The sequence below is a fragment of the Lentzea albidocapillata genome (genome assembly GCF_000719115.1).
Taxonomy (GTDB): Bacteria; Actinomycetota; Actinomycetes; order Mycobacteriales; family Pseudonocardiaceae; genus Lentzea; species Lentzea albidocapillata.
The window spans coordinates 95,249-115,175 of record NZ_JOEA01000022.1 but is presented as its reverse complement, the minus strand read 5'-3'; the positions used below and the strand labels follow the sequence as shown (position 1 = coordinate 115,175).

The 19,927-nt window shown below is 68.5% G+C and carries 21 protein-coding genes and 2 riboswitches; of the genes, 9 read left to right on the top strand and 12 right to left on the bottom strand.

All coding sequences use genetic code 11. From position 1 onward, the window contains the following. Positions 1-35: 35 nt before the first annotated feature. Positions 36-2,258 carry an AAA family ATPase gene (locus IG04_RS0132740; RefSeq protein ID WP_084590035.1) on the top strand — a complete coding sequence of 741 codons (2,223 nt, stop codon included), beginning with the start codon at positions 36-38 and terminating at the stop codon, positions 2,256-2,258. Between the two features lie 134 nt (positions 2,259-2,392). On the opposite strand, the gene IG04_RS45735 is transcribed toward IG04_RS0132740, so the two are convergent. Both IG04_RS45735 and IG04_RS0132735 read right to left on the bottom strand, forming a co-directional pair. Continuing rightward, positions 2,393-3,001, bottom strand: a complete 609-nt coding sequence (locus IG04_RS45735) for a LytR C-terminal domain-containing protein (RefSeq protein WP_084402096.1) — start codon at positions 2,999-3,001, stop codon at positions 2,393-2,395. Next, entirely contained in the window at positions 2,998-3,279 is a 282-nt protein-coding gene (locus IG04_RS0132735) for a DUF3263 domain-containing protein (RefSeq protein WP_030480610.1), read from the bottom strand. Before IG04_RS0132735 ends, IG04_RS45735 begins: the two co-directional genes overlap by 4 nt. A gap of 108 nt (positions 3,280-3,387) precedes the next feature. Between IG04_RS0132735 and IG04_RS0132730 the strand changes: the two genes are divergently transcribed. Continuing rightward, positions 3,388-3,969 (top strand): peptide deformylase, encoded by a 582-nt coding sequence (locus IG04_RS0132730; RefSeq protein WP_030480609.1) that lies wholly within the window; start codon positions 3,388-3,390, stop codon positions 3,967-3,969. A 3-nt stretch (positions 3,970-3,972) separates the two neighbouring features. On the opposite strand, the gene IG04_RS0132725 is transcribed toward IG04_RS0132730, so the two are convergent. Next, positions 3,973-4,917: an aldo/keto reductase gene (locus tag IG04_RS0132725; protein ID WP_211257852.1), complete on the bottom strand. Its 945-nt coding sequence runs from the start codon at positions 4,915-4,917 to the stop codon at positions 3,973-3,975. 71 nt (positions 4,918-4,988) lie between these two features. Between IG04_RS0132725 and IG04_RS0132720 the strand changes: the two genes are divergently transcribed. The 3 genes from IG04_RS0132720 to thiD all read left to right on the top strand — a co-directional run bounded on the left by IG04_RS0132720 (position 4,989) and on the right by thiD (position 8,867). Continuing rightward, the gene (locus IG04_RS0132720) at positions 4,989-5,591 is read left to right on the top strand and encodes a LysE family translocator (protein WP_030480607.1); all 603 of its coding nucleotides are present in this window, start codon (positions 4,989-4,991) and stop codon (positions 5,589-5,591) included. A 709-nt stretch (positions 5,592-6,300) separates the two neighbouring features. After that, a riboswitch (TPP riboswitch) is annotated at positions 6,301-6,425 on the top strand. After that, the gene (gene thiC, locus IG04_RS0132710) at positions 6,415-8,055 is read left to right on the top strand and encodes a phosphomethylpyrimidine synthase ThiC (protein ID WP_030480605.1); all 1,641 of its coding nucleotides are present in this window, start codon (positions 6,415-6,417) and stop codon (positions 8,053-8,055) included. (Overlaps the previous riboswitch by 11 nt.) Further along, positions 8,052-8,867 (top strand): bifunctional hydroxymethylpyrimidine kinase/phosphomethylpyrimidine kinase, encoded by an 816-nt coding sequence (gene thiD, locus IG04_RS0132705; RefSeq protein ID WP_030480604.1) that lies wholly within the window; start codon positions 8,052-8,054, stop codon positions 8,865-8,867. Before thiC ends, thiD begins: the two co-directional genes overlap by 4 nt. Here thiD and IG04_RS0132700 read toward each other — a convergent pair. The 5 genes from IG04_RS0132700 to IG04_RS0132680 all read right to left on the bottom strand — a co-directional run bounded on the left by IG04_RS0132700 (position 8,810) and on the right by IG04_RS0132680 (position 11,833). Continuing rightward, positions 8,810-9,406, bottom strand: a complete 597-nt coding sequence (locus tag IG04_RS0132700; protein WP_030480603.1) for a hypothetical protein — start codon at positions 9,404-9,406, stop codon at positions 8,810-8,812. The two genes, thiD and IG04_RS0132700, sit on opposite strands and share 58 nt — an antisense overlap. A 6-nt stretch (positions 9,407-9,412) precedes the next feature. Next, positions 9,413-9,856, bottom strand: coding sequence for a MarR family winged helix-turn-helix transcriptional regulator (locus IG04_RS0132695; RefSeq protein WP_229693556.1), 444 nt, complete (start codon positions 9,854-9,856; stop codon positions 9,413-9,415). Between the two features lie 75 nt (positions 9,857-9,931). Further along, the gene (gene thiG / locus IG04_RS0132690) at positions 9,932-10,687 is read right to left on the bottom strand and encodes a thiazole synthase (RefSeq protein WP_030480601.1); all 756 of its coding nucleotides are present in this window, start codon (positions 10,685-10,687) and stop codon (positions 9,932-9,934) included. A 1-nt stretch (position 10,688) separates the two neighbouring features. Next, positions 10,689-10,889, bottom strand: coding sequence for a sulfur carrier protein ThiS (gene thiS / locus IG04_RS0132685; RefSeq protein ID WP_030480600.1), 201 nt, complete (start codon positions 10,887-10,889; stop codon positions 10,689-10,691). After that, positions 10,886-11,833: an FAD-dependent oxidoreductase gene (locus tag IG04_RS0132680; RefSeq protein WP_338043627.1), complete on the bottom strand. Its 948-nt coding sequence runs from the start codon at positions 11,831-11,833 to the stop codon at positions 10,886-10,888. The genes thiS and IG04_RS0132680 overlap by 4 nt, the downstream gene beginning before the upstream one ends. A gap of 3 nt (positions 11,834-11,836) precedes the next feature. Next, positions 11,837-11,948, bottom strand: a riboswitch (TPP riboswitch). Between the two features lie 26 nt (positions 11,949-11,974). Here IG04_RS0132680 and thiE point away from each other — a divergent pair. Next, entirely contained in the window at positions 11,975-12,613 is a 639-nt protein-coding gene (gene thiE / locus IG04_RS0132675) for a thiamine phosphate synthase (protein WP_030480598.1), read from the top strand. Positions 12,614-12,644: 31 nt separating this feature from the next. Beyond that, a complete protein-coding gene (locus IG04_RS0132670) occupies positions 12,645-13,406 on the top strand; it encodes a dioxygenase family protein (protein ID WP_084402099.1) in 762 nt (253 codons plus the stop codon). A 1-nt stretch (position 13,407) separates the two neighbouring features. On the opposite strand, the gene IG04_RS0132665 is transcribed toward IG04_RS0132670, so the two are convergent. Next, positions 13,408-14,358 carry a S1 family peptidase gene (locus IG04_RS0132665; protein ID WP_338043625.1) on the bottom strand — a complete coding sequence of 317 codons (951 nt, stop codon included), beginning with the start codon at positions 14,356-14,358 and terminating at the stop codon, positions 13,408-13,410. 582 nt (positions 14,359-14,940) lie between these two features. Further along, entirely contained in the window at positions 14,941-15,426 is a 486-nt protein-coding gene (locus IG04_RS0132660; protein WP_030480595.1) for a hypothetical protein, read from the bottom strand. 63 nt (positions 15,427-15,489) lie between these two features. Between IG04_RS0132660 and IG04_RS0132655 the strand changes: the two genes are divergently transcribed. Beyond that, positions 15,490-16,419, top strand: a complete 930-nt coding sequence (locus IG04_RS0132655; protein WP_030480594.1) for a threonine ammonia-lyase — start codon at positions 15,490-15,492, stop codon at positions 16,417-16,419. Continuing rightward, the gene (locus IG04_RS0132650) at positions 16,416-17,324 is read left to right on the top strand and encodes a threonine ammonia-lyase (RefSeq protein ID WP_030480593.1); all 909 of its coding nucleotides are present in this window, start codon (positions 16,416-16,418) and stop codon (positions 17,322-17,324) included. Before IG04_RS0132655 ends, IG04_RS0132650 begins: the two co-directional genes overlap by 4 nt. 360 nt (positions 17,325-17,684) lie before the next feature. Here the strand turns inward: IG04_RS0132650 and IG04_RS0132645 are convergent, their stop codons facing one another. Then, positions 17,685-19,145: an MFS transporter gene (locus IG04_RS0132645; RefSeq protein ID WP_030480592.1), complete on the bottom strand. Its 1,461-nt coding sequence runs from the start codon at positions 19,143-19,145 to the stop codon at positions 17,685-17,687. Beyond that, entirely contained in the window at positions 19,142-19,897 is a 756-nt protein-coding gene (locus IG04_RS0132640) for a GntR family transcriptional regulator (protein WP_030480591.1), read from the bottom strand. The genes IG04_RS0132645 and IG04_RS0132640 overlap by 4 nt, the downstream gene beginning before the upstream one ends. Positions 19,898-19,927 lie beyond the last annotated feature (30 nt).

Sequence of the window (19,927 nt, the reverse complement as noted above, 5' to 3'; positions counted from 1 at the left end):
TCCGCATTCGGACGAGGTCAACTAGAGTCGTCGGCGTGATCACGCTGACGGCTCGCCTGTCCCCGTCCGCTCTGGACACCCGGCGCGGCGTAGTGCGCCTCCACCCGGAGGTGCTCGACGCCCTGGGCCTGCGCGCCTGGGACGCGGTGAAGCTGACCGGCGCCCGCGTGAGCGCCGCCCTGGCCGCAGCCGGTGAACAACCACCCGGCGTCGTCCTGGTCGACGACGTCACGCTCACCAACCTGGGCGTGGTCGAGGGTTCCGAGATCGTCGTGGCCCCTGTCCAGGTGACCGCCGCGCGCTCGATCACCGTCGCAGGCTCCCGCCTCGCCACCACAGCACTAACGCCAGAACACGTGCGTATGGCGTTGACCGGCAAGGTCCTCACAGTCGGCGACAACGTCTCGCTGCTCCCCCAGGACCTGGCACCGCCGCCCGGCGCGAACCTCTCCGAGACGCGCCGCAAGCTGTCCAACGCCATCGGCATGACGTGGACCAACGAACTCATCACCATCACCTCGACCGACCCGGCGGGTCCGGTGGCAGTGCAGCCGTCGAGCGTCGTGGGCTGGCGCTCGGCCCAGGCCCCGGCCGCCGAGGTGACCCCTGTCGTGGTGCAGGAGAAGCACGACGCACTCCCCGTCGCCGACCTCGTAGGCCAGCGCGACCAGGCCCGCCGCCTCACCGAGTGGCTGGAACTGATGTTCCGCCAGCCCGACCTCCTCACGAAGCTGGGCGCCTCCGCGAGACTGGCCGCAATGGTCAGCGGCCCGGAAGGCGTCGGCAAGGCAACGCTGGTCCGCGCGGTAGCCAGGTCCGTCGACGCCTCCGTGGTGGAACTGGCCGCCCCCAGCATCGCCGTACTGGAGCCAGGCGCGATGGCCAAACAACTTGGCGACGCGATCGCAGGCGTCCCGGAACAACCCACAGTCCTGCTCCTGACAGACATCGACGCCTTGCTGCCCACCACCCCACCACCGGTGGCCACCGTCGTCCTGGACATGCTCCGCACAGCGATCTCCCGCCCGAACCTGGCCCTGGTGGTCACCTCGGCGAGGGCAGAATCCGTGGACGCCCGCCTACGCGCCCCAGACCTGGTGGACCGCGAACTGACACTTCCCCTCCCGGACACAGCAGGCAGAACCGAACTGCTGCGCGTACTTCTCCGCGACGTCCCCCTGGAGTCCGATGTGGACTTCGGCGAGGTGGCCGCCCGCACCCCGGGCTTCGTAGCGGCAGACCTCTGCGCCCTCCGCCGAGAAGGAGCAGTACGAGCCGCCCTACGCCAACGCGAGGTGGCAGAACCCCGAGTGGGCCAGGAAGACCTGCTGGGCGCCCTGAACACAGTCCGCCCGATCTCCATGTCCGCCTCCGACACCGTGCAAACCGGCGGCCTGACGCTGGACGACGTAGGCGACATGAAGGAGGTCAAGCAGGCCCTCACCGAGGCAGCCCTCTGGCCCCTGCGCTACCCGGACTCCTTCGCCCGCCTGGGAGTAGAACCCCCACGAGGCGTCCTGCTCTACGGCCCACCGGGATGCGGCAAGACGTTCCTGGTACGAGCCCTGGCAGGCTCAGGCCAACTGAACGTCCTGACAGTCAAGGGCGCCGAACTGATGGACAAGTTCGTAGGCGAGTCAGAACGAGCAGTACGAGAACTCTTCCGCAGAGCGGCAGACGCAGCCCCGGCCCTGATCTTCCTGGACGAGGTGGACGCCCTGGCCCCACGCCGAGGCCAATCCTCAGACTCAGGCGTAACCGACCGAGTGGTAGCCGCCCTCCTGACAGAACTGGACGGCGTAGAACCCCTCCGCGACGTAGTGGTGATCGCAGCAACGAACCGCCCAGAGCTGATCGACCCGGCCCTACTCCGCCCAGGCCGCCTGGAACGCCTCGTCTACGTGCCACCACCAGACGCAGAGGCCCGCACAGAAATCCTCAAGGCCTCATCCCGCAACACGCCCCTGACCGAAGACGTGGACCTGGCCGCCCTGGCAGGCGAACTGGACATGTACTCGGCAGCGGACTGCGCAGCACTGGTCCGCGAAGCAGCACTAACGGCAATGCGGGAGTCGCTAGAAGCGGCCGAGGTGACGCAGGCACATCTGGCGAAGGCACGAAACGTAGTGCGCCCATCCCTAGACCCAGCACAACTGGTGTCACTAGCCGCATACGCAGCAAACCGAACCCTCAAAGCAACAGGCAGCCGCCCAAAGCAACAGGCGTGCCATCAACCCACAGGCGGCGCTACCCCCTGATCAGATTGCCGGGGGTCTGGGGGCAGAGCCCCAGGGGAAGCACGCAACGCAAACTCGCCGCCCGCAAAGTGACCACCCGCTCGGTCGCGCCCCTGCAAGGCCGCCGCCCGCAAAGTGACCACCCGATCGGCGACCTACTTGTTCTTAGAAACACCCTGATAGTCATTGGTGACAATCAAAATGATCCCAGCCGCAGAAGACTGGATTCCATCGAACCGAGGCTCAACCCGGGCCCGCAACACCGAGGCCAGCTCCTTGGCAGAAGCTTCCTCATCAGTCCCAGGCCGGAAGTAGACGGTGGTGGTGGGAATGGTCCCACCGGAGTAGTTCCCAGTCCCCTCAACCGTCCACCCACTGGCCCGAACCTCATCAGAGGCCCTGGAAGCCAACCCGGTGATAGTCGAGTTGTTGTAAATCCGAACCGGAGCCTTGGCAGTCCCAGGCTGGGTAACAGGCGGAGGCGGCACAACAGAAGAAGCAGGCACAGTAGGCGAAGCCGAGGTAGTGCCGGCAGCAGAAGACGACACAGGCGGCTGCTCAGAAGAGGCCTGCGCGGAAGCGGAGGTAGTGGCCACGGGAGGAGGCGTTGTGGAAGACCCTCCGGCAACAGGGGGTGTGTCGGAAGACCCCCCGCTGAAGAGGCTCACAATGCCGATCACCAACGCGACGGCGGCGACGCCGAGCAGGGCGAAGCCGGCGGCCTTGGCCGGACGGGACGGGCTTGCGGACTCGGGGGAGGTCATCGGTCCTCGGTGCTCCTGGCGCGGGCGCGAACCCTTTGGCGGCCTGTCCGGACACCGCGCAGCCGTTTGACGAGCATCGGATCGGCAGCCAGGGCGGCTTCGGATTCAACGAGCGCGTTGAGCAGCTGGTAGTAGCGGGTCGCGGACATGTCGAACAGTTCCCTGATGGCCTGTTCCTTGGATCCCGAGTACTTCCACCACTGACGCTCGAACGCGAGCATCGTGCGTTCGCGGCTGGTCAGCCCGTCAGCAGAGGTGAGCGTCTCGGCGTGATCCATCTGGCTCCCCACGGTAGCCACACCATCTCAGGTGCGGGCAATTCAATCACGTGATCGTTCCAACCTACCGCGCGACACCGACAGTTTTGGACCGCATAAAGTTCAGCCATGGCCGTCCACCGCATCCGCATCGCCGGCGACCCCGTGCTCCACAACCCGACGCGCGAGGTCACCGAGTTCGACACCGGGCTGAAGACCCTCGCCGACGACATGTTCGAGACGATGGCAGCGGCTCGCGGAGTGGGGCTCGCGGCCAACCAGATCGGCGTCGACCTGCGGATTTTCGTCTACGACTGCCCGGACGACGAGGGTGTGCAGCACCGCGGTGCGATCGTGAACCCCACGCTCGAGACCTCCGGGGTCCCGGAGACCATGCCGGACCCGGACGACGACTTCGAGGGCTGCCTGAGCGTGCCCGGCGAGGCGTACCCGACCGGACGCGCCCAGTGGGCGAAGGTGATCGGCCAAGACCTCGACGGGCAGCCGTTCGAGGTCGAGGGCACCGGCTTCTTCGCGCGCTGCCTGCAGCACGAGACCGACCACCTCAACGGCTACCTCTACACCGACCGCCTGATCGGCCGGTACAGGAAGGAAGCCAAGCGGATGCTGCGCGACAACGAGTGGAACCAGCCGGGCCTCTCGTGGGACCCGACCGATCCCGCGAACTTCGACGAGGACGACGAGGACTAAGACTCAGGATTGGGGCCGGAGCACCGACTCCACCTGCGCCAGCTCGTCCACCGTCAAAGCGCCGAACTCCAGAGCACCCGCGTTCTCCTCGACCTGAGCCACCGTCCGGACGCCCGGAATCGGCACCAGGCGGGGAGAACGCGCCCAGAACCACGCCAGCGCACCCTGCACCAAAGTGCGACCGCCCGACGTCAGCACGTCACGAACGGCCTCACGAGCCGCGAAGTACGCCGGTGACGGCCGACCGTCGACGAAGAACCGCAGCCAGGACGGGTTCGTCACACGTACGTCGTCCGCAGGCAACTCCGAGAACGTCTCCCGCGCCAGCAGCCCCATCGCCAACGGCCTCCGGCACAGCACCGCGAAGTCACCCGCGTACATCGCAGGGTTGTCGAACAGCAGGTTGATGTCGGCCTGCGCCGCGATCCCGTGCTCGCCCTCGCAGAAGAACCGCGCCCGCTCGACGTCGTCGGTGCTCCACCCGTAGGCGCGGATCTTGCCGGCCGCGACCAGCGCCTCGCACTCGTCGCGCAGCAACGCCGCCGCCTCCAGCCCCAGGTCGCCCACGTGCAGCTGGTAGAGGTCGATCCGGTCGGTCCCCAGCCGCCGCAACGACCCCTCGACGGCGCGGCGCAGGTACTCGACCGACCCCTCGTTCCCGGTCATCCGCCTCGACGAGGCGTCGAACCCGCAGCCCCACTTCGTGGCGATCAACACCTGGTCACGCACTTCCGCAAGCGCTTGCCCCACCAGGGTCTCCGCGTGCCCGCAGCCGTAGACGTCCGCGGTGTCGAACAGCGTCACGCCCAGCTCCACCGCCCGCCGCAACGCTTTGACCGACTCGCCGTCGTCAGTCGGCCCCCAGCCGACCGGCAGGCCGTCCGGGCCCGAGAACGGTCCACCCATGGCCCACGTGCCGAATCCCAGCTTGCCCAGTTCCAAGGTCATGGGGCCACCGAACATCCTGGAGCGCGCTCCAGGTCAAGAAACAAGTTGCGGGAACCAGCGACCATCAACGCATGCCCATCGACAACATCGTCGCCTTCGTCGCGGCCTCGTTCCTCATCGCACTGTCGCCCGGACCTGGCACGGCCATGGTCCTGCGACAGTCGGTGCACGGGCGAAAAGCCGCGCTGGCGACGGTGTTCGGCATGGAGGTCGGCGTCGCCTGCTGGGCCATCGCCACCGCCCTGGGCCTGAGCGTCCTGCTCACCGCGTCCGAGATCGCGTTCCACGCACTCCGGATCGCGGGAGCCGTCTTCCTGATCTACCTGGGCATCAAGGCCCTGATCAGCAAGAGCCTGCCCGACGCCGCGCCGCCGCCCGCCGGCCACGCGTTCCGCAGCGGCCTGGTCGTGAACCTGGCCAACCCGAAGCTCGGCGTGTTCGCGATCTCGTTCCTACCGCAGTTCGTGCCTGCCGGGGAGGCCGGCCAGGGGGTTCTGCTCTTCCTCGCCATCGGCTGGGTGCTGATCGACACCGTCTGGTACCTGATCATCGTCTCGATCCTGCACACGATCAGGGGCTGGCTCGGCCGGCCGCGCGTCCGTCCCGCGCTCGAGAAGCTGTCGGGCGGCGTGCTGCTGGCGCTCGGAGTCCGGCTGGTACTCGACCCGCGTTGAGATCGGGTTGCCGCGGCGCCAGAAGAGCTCGGGCAACCCGGCCAGCTCACCGAAGGTGTGGCAGGTCGCCATCGACGCGTAGCCGCCGGCCAGCACGTGCGCGCGGATCCGGTCCAGGCGGCCGAACTCGATCACCTCACCGGCGATCAGGAACGGCAGCACCAGCTGCCAGGCCTGCACGACGGCCGGACGACGCCGGTGAGGTGCGCGCAGGGCCGCGCGGGCGACTCTCAGCAAATGCTCGTTCGCGCTCATCGTGTACGGGTGCGCCGCGTGGTCCCAGCTCCACCGGCGTTCCTCGGTGACCGCGCACCGCACGCACTCGACCGGCCCGGTGCCCAGTTCGGCGCCGCAGCGTGAGCACGCCAGCAGCGTCATCGCCCAGTCGACACACGTCCACGGGTACTGGCCGACGTCCGCGGAGGTGACCAGTTCGGCCAGCTCCCGGTCCGCCAGCTGGGACGACGTGCGCAGCGCCTCCCAGTCCGCGAGCCAGAACTGGTCGAGCAGTTCCGCGCAGAAGCCGCAGTCGGGGTAGCCCCGACCTGCGAGTTCTCCGCAGGAAGGGCATGCCGAGACCACGGCGGGACGCTGACCGCGACGCGCGCCGGGCGGGAACGGCTGGTGATCAGCCACGAGGAAGAGATTAGGGGCAAACGACGCCCTTGGCAGCTACGGCGCGCTCTGACTATGGTCGGTTCTCGACAACTCAACACAACGCGGGAGCTCGCGCCTGAGCGGGCTGAGAGGGTGACTGGCAGTAGTGCCGGCGTCACCGACCGCCTGAACCTGACCGGGTAATGCCGGCGTAGGGAGGAATGTCGTGACGGCACTTGACGACCGTTCGGTCAAGCCCAGTGTGACCACCGGCCCGATCTCTGGGTCTCGCAAGGTGTACCGAGATGGTGTGCCTTTTCGCAGGGTGGAACTGACCAACGGCGAACATGTCGATCTGTACGACACTTCCGGTCCGTATACCGACGACAACGCGACCATCGACGTCCACAGTGGACTCCCTGACCTGAGGTCGGGGTGGATCGCCGAACGGGAACCGATCAACGGAGCTGTCAGCCAGCTCGCGTACGCGAAGGCCGGGATCATCACCCCGGAGATGCGCTACATCGCGGTGCGGGAGAACCTCGACGCGGAGTTCGTGCGCGAGGAGGTGGCCATCGGGCGTGCGGTCATTCCGTTGAACCGCAAGCACCCCGAGGCCGAGCCGATGATCATCGGCAAGAAGTTCCTCGTGAAGATCAACGCCAACATCGGCAACTCCGCCGTGTCGTCGTCGATCGAGGACGAGGTCGACAAGATGGTGTGGGCGTCCCGCTGGGGTGCCGACACGATCATGGACCTGTCCACCGGCAAGCGGATCCACGAGACGCGCGAGTGGATCCTGCGCAACTCGCCGGTGCCGATCGGCACCGTGCCGATCTACCAGGCGCTGGAGAAGGTGAACGGCGACCCGGCGGCGCTGTCGTGGGAGGTCTACCGCGACACCGTGATCGAGCAGGCCGAACAGGGCGTCGACTACATGACCGTGCACGCGGGCGTGCTGCTGCGGTACGTGCCGCTGACGGCCAAGCGCGTCACGGGCATCGTCTCGCGCGGCGGGGCGATCATGGCCGCGTGGTGCCTCGCGCACCACAAGGAGAGCTTCCTCTACACGCACTTCGAGGAACTCTGCGACATCCTGCGCACCTACGACGTGACGTTCTCGCTGGGTGACGGGCTGCGGCCGGGTTCCATCGCGGACGCCAACGACGAGGCGCAGTTCGCCGAGCTCAGGACGTTGGGCGAGCTCACGCACATCGCCCGCGCCAAGGACGTCCAGGTCATGATCGAGGGCCCCGGCCACGTGCCGATGCACAAGATCGCCGAGAACGTCCGGCTCGAGGAGGAGTGGTGCGGCGAGGCGCCGTTCTACACCCTCGGGCCACTGGCCACGGACATCGCGCCGGCGTACGACCACATCACGTCCGCGATCGGCGCGGCGCAGATCGGCTGGCTGGGCACCGCGATGCTCTGCTACGTCACCCCGAAGGAGCACCTGGGCCTGCCGAACCGGGACGACGTGAAGATCGGCGTGATCACGTACAAGATCGCGGCGCACAGCGCGGACCTCGCCAAGGGCCACCCAGGCGTCCAGGACTGGGACGACGCGCTGTCCAAGGCGCGCTTCGAGTTCCGCTGGGAGGACCAGTTCAACCTGTCGCTCGACCCGGACACCGCGCGCTCGTTCCACGACGAGACGCTCCCCGCGGAACCGGCGAAGACGGCGCACTTCTGCTCGATGTGCGGGCCGAAGTTCTGCTCCATGAAGATCACGCAGGACGTGCGGCGCTACGCCGAGGAACGCGGACTGTCCACAGTGGAGGCGATCGAGGCGGGCATGGCGGAGAAATCCGACGAGTTCGCCGACACGGGCAACAAGGTCTACCTCCCGGTCGTGGAGACTTCGTGACCGAACCACCACTCAGGGTCCTCACCATCGCCGGAAGCGATTCCGGCGGTGGTGCGGGTATCCAGGCCGACCTCCGCACGCTCTTCGCGTGCGGAGTGCACGGCTGCGTCGCCCTGACGGCCGTGACGGTCCAGAACTCCCTGGGCGTCACGGGAGTCTCGGAGATCCCGGCGGACGTCGTCGCGGCCCAGATCATCTCGGTCGCCGAGGACATCGGCGTGCAGGCCGCGAAGACCGGCATGCTCGCGTCGGCGGCGATCATCGAGGCCATCACACCGGCCCTGGACCGCGTCGGCATCGGCTCGGGGAAGACGCCGTTCGTCGTCGACCCGGTCTCGGCGTCCATGCACGGCAACCAACTCCTCGCCGACAACGCCCTGGACGCGTTGCGCGGCCTGCTGTTCCCGCGCGCGACGCTGGTGACGCCGAACCTCGACGAGGTGCGGCTGATCACCGGCATCGAGGTGAAGGACCGCGTGGACCAGCGCGTGGCGGCGGAGGCGTTGCACGCCCTGGGCCCGGAGTGGGTGCTCGTGAAGGGCGGCCACATGTGGGACGACCCGGAGTGCCTCGACCTGCTCTACGACGGCCACGAGTTCATCGAACTACCCGGCCCGCGCTACGACACCGAGAACACGCACGGCAGCGGCGACACCTTGGCGTCGTCGATCAGCTCGGCGCTTGCTCGTGGTGCTTCGGTGCCGGAGGCCGTGCGGTTCGGCAAGGACTTCATCGTCCGGTCGGTCGCGGCGTCCTACCCGCTGGGTGGTGGCGTCGGCCCGGTGTCGCCGTTCTGGAGTCTCGACAGGTAGAGCCGGGTACGCACGTCGTAGGCCGCCAACACGAAGTCCTCGGTGTCGCTCGGTGGCGCTTCGTCACCGGCGTCCTCGTTGAGGAGCAACGTGTCGGCGGCCGCACCCAAGTCCTGCCAACAGCGGTCTTCCACGCCAAGGGGCCGAGCCACCGCCACCAGTTCGGCGAACGCCCTGCCGAGCAGGCCGTCGGCCATCAGCTCGCGGTAGCGGTCCAACGCCTCGTCCGGCAAACCGGACGAGGCGTGCTGGAGCTGGGTGCTCGCGCGTTGCCTGCGGTCGTGACATTCGGCCACGTCCTCGGCGGGCGCGGTGACGTCTGCCTCTCCCAGCACGGCGAGGACGAACATGCTGCGGAAGAACCACTCCTGGGCCGCTTCGTCACCCGCTTTGCGGTCGCTCCACACCGGGCTCTCATGCACGAGGCGCTGGACCTCTCCGAATTCCAGGCCGGTCGCTTCCCTCATGATCCGCATGGACTCGCGCTTCGGCACCCCTTGGTGCCGAAGCCTGGCGAGCACCTCGTCGTACTCGGGCATGAGGCGCTACTTCGGCTCCTCGCCCACCAGCGTCTCCAGCGCGTCGAGAGCGCCCACCAGGGCCGAGATGTGCTCCGGCGTGAGCTGTTCGATCCGCCGCTGCAACTCGCGCACCCGCGCGGACCGCACGCCGGACACCATCGTCTCGCCCTCGGGCGTGGGCGTGGCGAGCCAGGCTCGGCCGTCCTGCGGGTCGGGTTCGCGCTTCACGTACCCGGCCTCGACCAGTGCGGCGACGATGCGCGACAACGTCGGGGGTGCCACGCCCTCCTTGTTCGCCAGGTCTCCCAGGCGCATGGGGCCGCAGCGCGCGAGAGTGGCCAGCGCGGAGACCGCGCCCGGGCCGAGTCCGGGGGAACCGGTGCGTCGCAGCAACCGGGCCAGCCGGCCGATCGCCAGGTACAGACGCGCGGTCGCGTCCTCGACCTCGGCGTCAATGGGGGCCGTCACGGCTAGTCGTCCTCCTCGGCGGATTTCAGGTAGTGCTCAATCATCCCCCAACACGTGAGTACACAAGGTAGCGACTCAGAAACCCGGCGAAGACGCTTGGGCCCAAAAGCGCTGCGGAATTCGTCCGGCCAGGCGCGCCAGCCGTCCGCCCTCGACCGCACAACGCATGGCGGCGCCCATCCGTTCCGGGTCCTGGGCTCGGGTGACCGCGGTCGCCAGCAACACCGCTGAGCAGCCGAGTTCCATCGCCAGGGCCGCGTCCGAGGCCGTGCCGATGCCCGCGTCCAGAACTACTGGAACAGAAGCACGGGAAGTGATCAGCTCGATGTTGTGCGGGTTCCGGATGCCGAGACCCGTGCCGATGGGAGAGCCCAGCGGCATGACCGTCGCGCACCCGATGTCCTGGAGCTTCAACGCCAGCACCGGATCGTCGCTGGTGTAGGGCAGGACGACGAAGCCGTCGTTCACCAGCCGCTCGGCCGCGTCGAGCAGCTCGACCGGGTCCGGCAGGAGGGTCTCCTCGTCGTGCACGACTTCGAGCTTGACCCAGTTCGTCTCCAGCGCCTCGCGCGCCAACTGGGCCGTCAGCACGGCCTCGGCGGACGTGCGGCAGCCCGCCGTGTTCGGCAGGACCTCGATTCCAAGGCGCCGCAACAACTCCAGCACGCCGGTCTGACCAGCGGCGTCGACGCGGCGCATCGCCACGGTGGTGAGCTCGGTGCCGGACGCGACCAGGGCCCGTTCCAGCACCGAGAGGTTCGCGGCACCGCCGGTGCCGGTGATGAGCCTGGACCGGAACTCCCGGCCCGCGATGATCAGCGGATCGTCCACGTCAGCCTCCCTGGACCGCGGTCAGTACCTCGACCACGCCGCCGTCCGGCACGATCGTCCTGTCCCACAACGCCCTCGGCACCACAGCACCGTCGAGCGCCACGGCGACGCCCTTCTCGGGTGCTCCCACCAGCGTCACGACCGCGGCCACCGAAGTGCCCTCGGCCAAGTCACGGGAAGTCCCGTTCACCTGTGCCTTCACGAACTTCCTCCTTGGAGCAACTCGACGACGAGACGAGCGGTGTGCGGGGCCAGCAACAGCCCGTTGCGGTGGTGGCCGGTCGCGGCGATCACGCCGGGTTCCAGGAAACGCACGATCGGCACGTTGTCCGGGCTGCCCGCGCGGAACCCGACGGAGGCCTCGGTCAGCGCGTACTCGGCGATGCCCGGCAGCACGGTTTCCGCGTCCCGCAACAGGTCTCGCACGCCCGCGACGGACACGTCGGTGTCGAACCCGGCCTCGTACTGGGTCGCGCCGACGACCAGGCCGTCGTCTCGCGGCACCAGGTAGACCGGGCGGCCCGAGACCAGCGCGCGGATCGTGTGGCGAGGGGGCGGCAACGCGCCGGGCCGGTGCGTGAGTCTCAGGATCTCGCCCTTGACCGGGCGGATCACGTCCTTCAGGGCGGGGTGCAACCGGCCGCTCCACGCCCCGGCCGCGATCACCGTGACCTTTCCCTCCACTGAGGACACGACCCCGGCGTCCAGACAAGCCTTCCACAGTGCGGAAAGCAGCACCCTGTTGTCGACGGCGAGGTCTCCGGCCGCGTACACGCCACCGCGCACCGCCGGGCCCAGGGAAGGTTCGAGCGCCCGGATCTCCCGCGAGGTCAGCAACTCCCCCGCGTGCCGCAGATCGGCGAGGTCACCCGGCTGCGTCCCGACCGCCAGCGTCCCGGCGTCGAACAGCGGGACACCGATGGAGGCGGCGAACTCCGGCCACATCGCCAGGGCCTCGACCCCCTGCGCCACCACGGCTTCCTCGCCGGGCCAGGCCTCCGTCAACGGCGCGAGCATGCCGCCCGCGACCCGCGAACCCGCGTGCGGCGAACCTTCGTCGAACACGGAGACCGAGAACCCGGCCCGTGCCGCGGCCAACGCCACGGACAGCCCGATGACACCGCCGCCCCGGACGGCCAATTCCACACTACTCAAGGCATTCACGCTCCCTGCGCCGGCATGACCCGGATCAGGTTCGACGGTCGGAGCGAACCACGCTCCCTCTCAGCCCGGTGTTCTCCAGGCTCCCGTGCGGACCGACTTCAACATAACGGTTAACGTGCGTGCGTGCCAGGACTCGACGGAAACCTGATCAGGCAACGACTCGCCGACGCGACCCTCTACCTCTGCACGCCGAACCGGCCTGATCTGGCCGAGTTCGCGGACGCGGCGCTCGCGGGCGGCGTCGACATCATCCAGTTGCGGGACAAGTCACTGGAGGCGAAGCAGGAGATCGAGGCGATCGAGGTCCTCGCCGAGGCCACCGAACGCCACGGCAGGCTGCTCGCCGTCAACGACCGCGCGGACATCGCGCACGCCGTGCAAGCCGACGTGCTGCACCTCGGCCAGGACGACCTGCCCGTCCCGCTCGCCCGCCGGATCATCGGCGACGAGGTGGTGATCGGCCGGTCCACGCACGACGTCGGCCAGATGACCGAGGCGGCCGCGGAACCCGGCGTCGACTACTTCTGCACCGGCCCGTGCTGGCCGACGCCGACCAAACCGGGCCGCCCGGCACCGGGACTCGACCTCGTCCGCGCCACGAGGACCGACCGGCCGTGGTTCGCGATCGGCGGCATCGACCTGACGAACCTCCACGAGGTCAAAGCCGCCGGAGCCACCCGAGTGGTCGTCGTCCGGGCCATCACCGACGCCGAGGACCCCCGCAAGGCCGCCGAGTCGTTCAAAACTGAACTTGCTAGTTGAAATTTGAACTAACAGGCGTACTCTCGAAGACGTGAGCGCACCTGTGCTGTACCTGAGCCACGGGGCTCCCCCGCTGGCTGACGACAAGACGTGGACCAGAGAGCTCAAGGACTGGTCCGCCACCCTTCCGCGCCCGGAGGCCGTACTCATGGTCTCCGCGCACTGGGAGGAGGCGCCGACCACCATCGGCGCGACGACGACCGTGCCGCTGGTCTACGACTTCGGAGGCTTCCCGCAGCGCTACTACGAGGTCACCTACGAGGCGCCGGGCGCACCCGAGCTCGCGAACGACGTGCGCAAGCTCCTCGGCGGCCACGTCGAGCAGGACGAACAGCGCGGGCTCGACCACGGCGCCTACGTGCCGTTGAAGGAGATGTTCCCGGACGCCGACGTGCCGGTGCTGCAGATGTCGATGCCCACGCTCGACCCGCGCGAGCTGCACGAGATCGGCCGCAAGCTCGCGCCGCTGCGGGACCGCAACGTCCTGATCATCGGCAGCGGGTTCATGACACACAACCTGAGCTGTGTGAACTTCCCCGCCGGACCGGACTACGAGCCGCCGTCGTGGTCGAAGGAGTTCGACGACTGGGCGCACCAGCAGCTCGCGAACGGCGACGTCGACGCGTTGCTCGACTTCCAGCACAAGGCGCCGGCCGCCGGCATCGCACATCCGAGGACTGAGCACTTCGCGCCGTTGTTCGTGGCCCTGGGCGCGGCGAGCGACGAGAAAGCCCGTACCAGCGTTGAAGGCTTCTGGTACGGGCTCTCGAAACGATCTGTTCAGTTCAGCTAGATCAGCCGCGCGTCAGGGTCAGGCCGTAGCGCGACAGGATCGGGTTGAGCGGCTGGAAGAACGTGGTGCCGCCGGACGAGCAGTTGCCCGAACCGCCGGAGGTCACGCCCTGGGCCTGGCCGAAGCCGGAACCCGCCACCCACGAACCACCCGAGTCGCCACCCTCGGCGCAGGCGTTGGTGCGGGTGAGACCCCGGACCGAGCCCTGCGGGTAGTTCACGGTCTGGTTCTTGGCCTGGACGGTGCCGCAGCGCCACCCGGTCGTCGAACCGGAACGGCAGATCTGGGCGCCGACGGCGGCCTCGGTGTTGCCGCGGACGATGACGTTCGCGCCGCCGTAGCGGTTGACCCACGGCCGCGGCGTCCAGTTCGCGTTCGTGCGGACGTGCGCGTAGTCGTTGCCCGGGAACACCGAGCCGGCGAACGTGCCCTGGGCGACGCGGTTGAAGCCGGAGACCGCGGTGCCGGTACGGCCACAGTGGCCTGCGGTGACGTAACCACCGGACACGGAGAAGCCGAGCGAGCAACGGCCGCCGCCCATGTAGATGGCGTCACCGCCGCGCAGGTCGTACAGCGGGGTCGGGCTCTCGGTCACCTCGGCGACCCGGACCGAACCGCTGATCGACTTGGCGGTCGCGATCCACTGGTCCGCGGCCGCGTCGCGCACGTTCTTGTTGACCTCGACGACGACGCTGTTCGACTGCTCGTCGACGCGCCAGCTCGTGATCGCCGAAGGGGCGTTCATGAGGTCGAGGACCGACTTGGTGCCGGTCAGCTGGGAGAGCGAGTTCGTGACGACCTTGGTGTCCGCGCCGGTCACGGAGAGTCCCGGCCTGGTCACCGCCACCGTCAGTCTGCCGCTCGCCTGGTCGATCCAGGCTCCGCCGAACGCGTCGCCCAGGGAGGACTTCGCAGACTCCGCGACTTGGCCTGACTGGGCGTCATTGGCCAACCGGACGCGTGCCTGGTCAGCGTTCAGGCCCAAATCACGCTGGACCGCTTGGAGCAATTCGGCCGGGTAGCTCTCCGTATCGGAACCGGATCCGGTGACCGGTGCGGCAGGGGCGCCAAACGCCGGTACGCTGAGAGCAGTGACGACTCCGGTGGCGAGAATCAGGGCACCGGTTACACGGGCCGCACTCGTGCGGTTCATCAGACGTCTCCCTCACTTTCGGGTGCAGGGGAACCCGAGAGATCGGTTGCAGGGACCTCTCTCGGGGGCTCTAGGGGGACGGGTGGTGGGGCGGCGGCAGGGGTCGCCCCACCCCTCCCGTCCACAGTTGCCTCTCTAATCCGGTGCAGGCGCTGTGTCCTCCACCGAAGGCGCCGGGCTCAAGCGGACGTGCCACGAGCCTCATTGCGCCTCCTCACGGTCTCTTTCGGACCGAAACATTTCGCCCGTTCGAGTGAAGTTGCGGGCCTATCGGCTATGACGCCCCGCCTCGAACGTGAACGAAGTGTGTCACAGCTCACGACAGATCAACTCCGGCGCGTAGCAATTGACAGTTAACTATCGCTCAACGTAGTGACCTGATCACCCAATGGGGTCGGCGGTTGACGGTGGCGTCGAGCTGTCCGTCGGCTGTCGCGATGCTGTCGTCGACGAGGGCGCGGTCGTCGTGGTGCTTTCCGACGGAGACTGACCGGACGTGCTCGGAGGGGCCGTCACGGTGATCGTCTCGGTCTTCGTCGTCTCGGTGCGAGTCTCGGTCTGGGTGCTTGTGGACGGTTGACCGGGATCGGCTGTGACCGGTTTGCCGGTGACGAGCTGGACGCTCGTCGCTGTGAGGACGGTCACCACGAACACGAGCACTCCGCCGACGGCGATTACCTGCCAACGCTTCTCGCGTTCCATCGACCGTTGGTAGAACACGGCGCCCACTGTGGTGACGACGCTCGCGAGAATCGCACCGACGATGGTGCCGACGACGTTGAGGCGAAGGCTCAGCACGGCCGCGGTGGCGGCGGCGAGCACACTCGCGATGAGCTTGACGGGGGTGATCTTCTCCTTCTCAGACATGACATAGGTAGGACGTTGGGCACAGTTCACCGGTTGTGCCCCGGTGACGTGCATCATCGACATATGCGCCTGGTGACTCTCGAAGACGTCCACGCGGCCGCCGCCGCGATCGCCCCGCATGTGGTCCACACCCCGTTGCTGTCCTTCGACTCCGGCCTGTGGATCAAGCCCGAGTCGCTGCAGCCGATCGGTGCGTTCAAGCAGCGCGGCGCGGTGAACGCGTTGTCCCGCATACCTTCCGCGGACCGGGCGCGCGGTGTCGTGGCGTATTCGAGCGGTAACCACGCGCAGGCGGTCGCCTACGCGGCCAAGATCCTCGGCATGCCGGCCGCGATCGTCGTGCCGGAGAACACGCCGCAAATCAAGATCGACGCAACGCGGGCGCACGGCGCCGAGGTGTTCGTCGTCGGCATCACCGAACGCGAGTCGCGCGCCTACGAACTGGTCGAGGAGCGGAAGGCGACGCTCATCCCGCCGTTCGACCATCCGGACGTGATCGCCGGGCAGGGCACCATCGGCCTGGAGATCTGCGCCGACCTCCCCGACGTGGCGACGGTCCTGGTGCCGGTGAGTGGCGGCGGACTGATCTCCGGTGTCGCGGCGGCAGTGAAGTCGTTGCGCCCCAACGTCCGGGTGATCGGTGTCGAGCCCGAGCTGGCCGGTGACACCGCCGCGTCGTTCGCCGCCGGTGAGCTGGTCCGCTGGGACGCGCACGATCGCGCCCGGACCGGGGCGGACGGACTGCGCGCCGAGCCCTCCGAACTGACATGGGCACACATCCGCAAGTACGTGGACGACGTCATGACCGTGTCCGAGGACGAGATCCGGGACGCGGTGAGGCAGATCTCCCGCCGCACGCGGGTCGTGTCCGAGACGAGCGGCGCCGTCGCCGTGGCGGCGTACCTGAACCGCGAACTGCAGGCCGGTCCGGCCGTCGCGGTGGTCTCCGGCGGCAACATCGAACCCAAGCTGCTCGCGTCGATCCTCGGATGATCGCGCTCCCAGACATCCGTTCGGCGGCGACGGTCATCGCACCGCACGTGGTGCGCACACCGCTGCTGCCGTTCGGCCCGGGCTGGCTCAAACCGGAGAACCTGCAGCCCGTCGGCGCGTTCAAACTCCGGGGCGCGCTGAACGCGTTGGCACGCCTGGAGAATCGGGCGAACGGCGTAGTCGCCTACTCCAGCGGCAACCACGCGCAGGCCGTGGCGTTCGCCGCGCGCCTGCACGGCGTGCCGGCCGCGATCGTGATGCCGGACAACACCCCGGCGGTCAAGATCGAGGCCACGAAGGCGCTGGGGGCGGAGGTCTTCATCGTCGGCATCACCGAACGCGTCGAACGCGCCGAGGCCCTGGTGGCCGAACGCGGCGCGGCGCTGATCCCGCCGTTCGACCACCCCGACGTGATCGCCGGCCAGGGCACCATCGGCCTGGAGATCCTCGCCGACCTGCCGGACGTCGAGACCGTCGTGGTGCCGATGTCCGGCGGCGGGCTGATCTCCGGCGTCGCCACGGCGATCAAGTCGCTGCGCCCGGACGTCCGCGTGATCGGTGCCGAGCCCGAACTGGCCGCGGACATCGCGGAATCGCTCAAAACGGGCGAACTGGTGCGCTGGGATCCCCTCAAACGCGCTCAGACGGTCGCTGACGCTCTCCGGGACGAGCCCTCGGCTCTCACCTGGGCGCACATCAGCGAGTACGTGGACGACGTGATCACCGTGTCGGAGGACGAGATCCTCGCGGCGGTGGCCGGCCTGGCCCGGCGGGCGCGGCTGATCGCCGAGCCGAGCGGGGCCGTCGCGGTGGCGGCGCAGGCGAAGATCGGCGGAGGTGGAGTCGCCGTGGTCTCCGGCGGCAACGTGGACCCGGCGCTGCTGGCGCGTTTGCTGGCGGCCTGAGCGCTACCGGGGTGCGGCCAGTGCTCCGCCCTTCAGGGCGGAGTGAAGGGCGGAGCCGGGAGGGTAGCCAAGGCCCGAACAGTGCCCTTGGCCTGGCGCTGCTGGATCGCTCCGGTGCGGGGCGAAGGGCCGGAGTACCGGAGTGCCGGTGCTCGCCGGAAGCCCCGAGATGTCACGACGGACACAGCGTGACAGTCGCCGCAGGGCTTGCGGAGACGTGAAACGCTCGTGGAGGGACCGTAAGACCCGGCCGTGTGTAGCGGTGGGCGATCCCGATGAAGCGAGAACCCACCTTGGTGTTGTGCATGTGTTCCGTGCGCGGCACGGAGGGAGTCGCCGCCATTCACGGCGGCGAGGATGTCAATGGTGCGCCTTCTCGCCGCCTGACCGGATGTGCGTCGGCGGGCCCTCCACGCCGCAGTGCAGGCACTCGCCGGGGTGCGGGGCCTCCTGCTGCTCCGGCGCCGCGGCGAGCACCCGGTTGTCCACGCCGATCGCGAGCACACCGCCGATGATCGCCGCGACCGCGCACAACACGAGAGCCATCTCCCACCCGGCGGTCATGACCGCCGGGTTCGTGTAGTCGTCGCCCGTCAGTCCCACGGCCGCGGGCAGCACGGCCATCGCGAGCAGGCTGCCGGTACGCGCCACGGCGTTGTTCACCCCGGACGCGACACCCGCTTGGTGATCAGGAGCGGAGGCGAGCACCGTGGCGGTCACCGGAGCCACCACGACCGCCAGGCCGATGCCGAACACCAGCACGCCGGGCAGCACGCCGAAGACATAGGACGCGCCCGGTGTGGTGTTGCGCAGCAACAACATTCCGACGCCCACGAGGATCGGCCCCACGATCAGCTGGAGGCGCGGGCCGTGGCGCTGAGCGATCTTCCCGGACGTCGACGAAGCCAGCAGCATGATGATCGTGATCGGCACGCTGGCCAGGCCCGACGCCGTCGGCGAGTAGCCGAGCGAGATCTGGAGCTGCAGCACGAGCAGCACCATCACGCCGCCCAGCGCCGCGTAGACGAGGAAGGTCAGAACGTTGGAAAGTAGGAACGTTCGATTGTTGAACAATTCAACAGGGACGAGCGGGTCGCTGGACCGTTTCTGCAGCAGACCGAAAGCGATCATGGCGAGCAGCCCGAGGATTGTCACAACGTAGGATTGTTCAACAATCCCACCAGTCAACAAAGCCAGCCCCAGAGCCCCGACCAGCGCGGACAGGTAGTTGGGGTGGCCGGACGACTCGTCGCGAGACTCCGGCACGAACTTCCGCGCCAAGTACACGCAGACCACGGCCACCGGCAGGTTCACCAGGAACGCGAGCCGCCACGACCAGGCCTGCACCAGCAGCCCGCCGACTAGCGGCCCGACCGCCGTGGCCACACCGGACAGTCCGGACCACGCGCCGATAGCGCGCGAACGGTCCTCCCGGTTGAACGACGACTGCAGGATCGCCAGCGCGCCGGGCGTCAGCAACGCCGCGCCCACGCCCTGCAGCACACGTGCCGCCACCAGCACCGGCGCGCTCCACGCGGCACCGCACAGCAGCGAGGCCACGCCGAACCAGATCACGCCGATCACGTAGACCCGCCGCCGGCCGAACCTGTCGCCGAGCGAACCGGCGATCAGGATCAGCGAGGCCAGCGCGAGCAGGTACCCGTTGAGGATCCACTGCAAGTCCGTCACCGACGCGGAGAACTCCGCGCCGATCCGGGGCAACGCCACGTTGACGATCGTCCCGTCGAGCATGGCCATGCCCGAGCCGAGGATCGTCGTCGTCAGCACCCAGCGGGCGCGTGGCGTGCCCCAGGCGATCAAGACGGCCGGTTCAGCGTGGCGACGAACTTGTAGCGGTCACCTCGATAGACCGACCGGACCCACTCGATCGGATTGCCCTCCGTGTCGAACGAGTGCCGCGACAGCAGCAGCATCGGCAGGCCGATGTCGGCGCCGAGCAGCTCCGCCTCCTCCGGCGAGGCGAGCGCCGTCTCGATCGTCTCCTCGGCGTGTCCCATCTCGACACCGAACCGCTCGGACAGCACCTGGTACAGCGACGCACCGGGCGCCAGGTACCGGCGCAGACCGCGGAAGCGGCCCAGCGCGAGGTGTGTCGTCTCGATGGCCATCGGCTCGTTGTCGGCGAGCCGCAGCCGGTGCAGGCGCAGGACCTTGGCACCGGGACGCACGCCCAGGTACCGGGCGAGCTCGGCCTCCGCCGGCATCTCCGAAGCCTCGATCAGCTTCGACGACGGCACGCGGCCCTGGGCTCTCATGTCCTCTGTGTACGAAGACAGCTGCAACCTCTGGGCGACCTTCGGTTCCGCCGCGAAGGTGCCCTTGCCCTGCACTCGGAGCAGCCGGCCTTCGACCGTCAGCTCGGCGAGCGCCTGGCGGACGGTCGTCCTGGAGACGTCGAACTCCGCGGCCAGCGACCGTTCCGTGGGGATCGGCGAACCGGGCGGCAACGCCCTCAACAGGTCGAGCAGGTGCCGCTTGAGACCCCAGTACTTGGGTTCGCGTTGCGCCCGTGTCCTGGCGTCCACGCCTGATGCAGGCGTCGTCTCCAGCATGGCCTCCTCCTCGCACTCCATGTCACGCAT

Excerpts from the sequence above, each read along its gene's own strand:
- IG04_RS0132720 (WP_030480607.1), top strand. The coding sequence starts at position 4,989 with ATGCCCATCGACAACATCGTCGCCTTCGTCGCGGCCTCGTTCCTCATC.
- IG04_RS0132655 (WP_030480594.1), top strand. The coding sequence starts at position 15,490 with ATGCGCCTGGTGACTCTCGAAGACGTCCACGCGGCCGCCGCCGCGATC.
- IG04_RS45735 (WP_084402096.1), bottom strand. The coding sequence starts at position 3,001 with ATGACCTCCCCCGAGTCCGCAAGCCCGTCCCGTCCGGCCAAGGCCGCC.
- IG04_RS0132730 (WP_030480609.1), top strand. The coding sequence starts at position 3,388 with ATGGCCGTCCACCGCATCCGCATCGCCGGCGACCCCGTGCTCCACAAC.
- IG04_RS0132735 (WP_030480610.1), bottom strand. The coding sequence starts at position 3,279 with ATGGATCACGCCGAGACGCTCACCTCTGCTGACGGGCTGACCAGCCGC.
- IG04_RS0132640 (WP_030480591.1), bottom strand. The coding sequence starts at position 19,897 with ATGCTGGAGACGACGCCTGCATCAGGCGTGGACGCCAGGACACGGGCG.
- IG04_RS0132725 (WP_211257852.1), bottom strand. The coding sequence starts at position 4,917 with ATGACCTTGGAACTGGGCAAGCTGGGATTCGGCACGTGGGCCATGGGT.
- IG04_RS0132700 (WP_030480603.1), bottom strand. The coding sequence starts at position 9,406 with ATGCCCGAGTACGACGAGGTGCTCGCCAGGCTTCGGCACCAAGGGGTG.
- IG04_RS0132650 (WP_030480593.1), top strand. The coding sequence starts at position 16,416 with ATGATCGCGCTCCCAGACATCCGTTCGGCGGCGACGGTCATCGCACCG.
- IG04_RS0132660 (WP_030480595.1), bottom strand. The coding sequence starts at position 15,426 with ATGTCTGAGAAGGAGAAGATCACCCCCGTCAAGCTCATCGCGAGTGTG.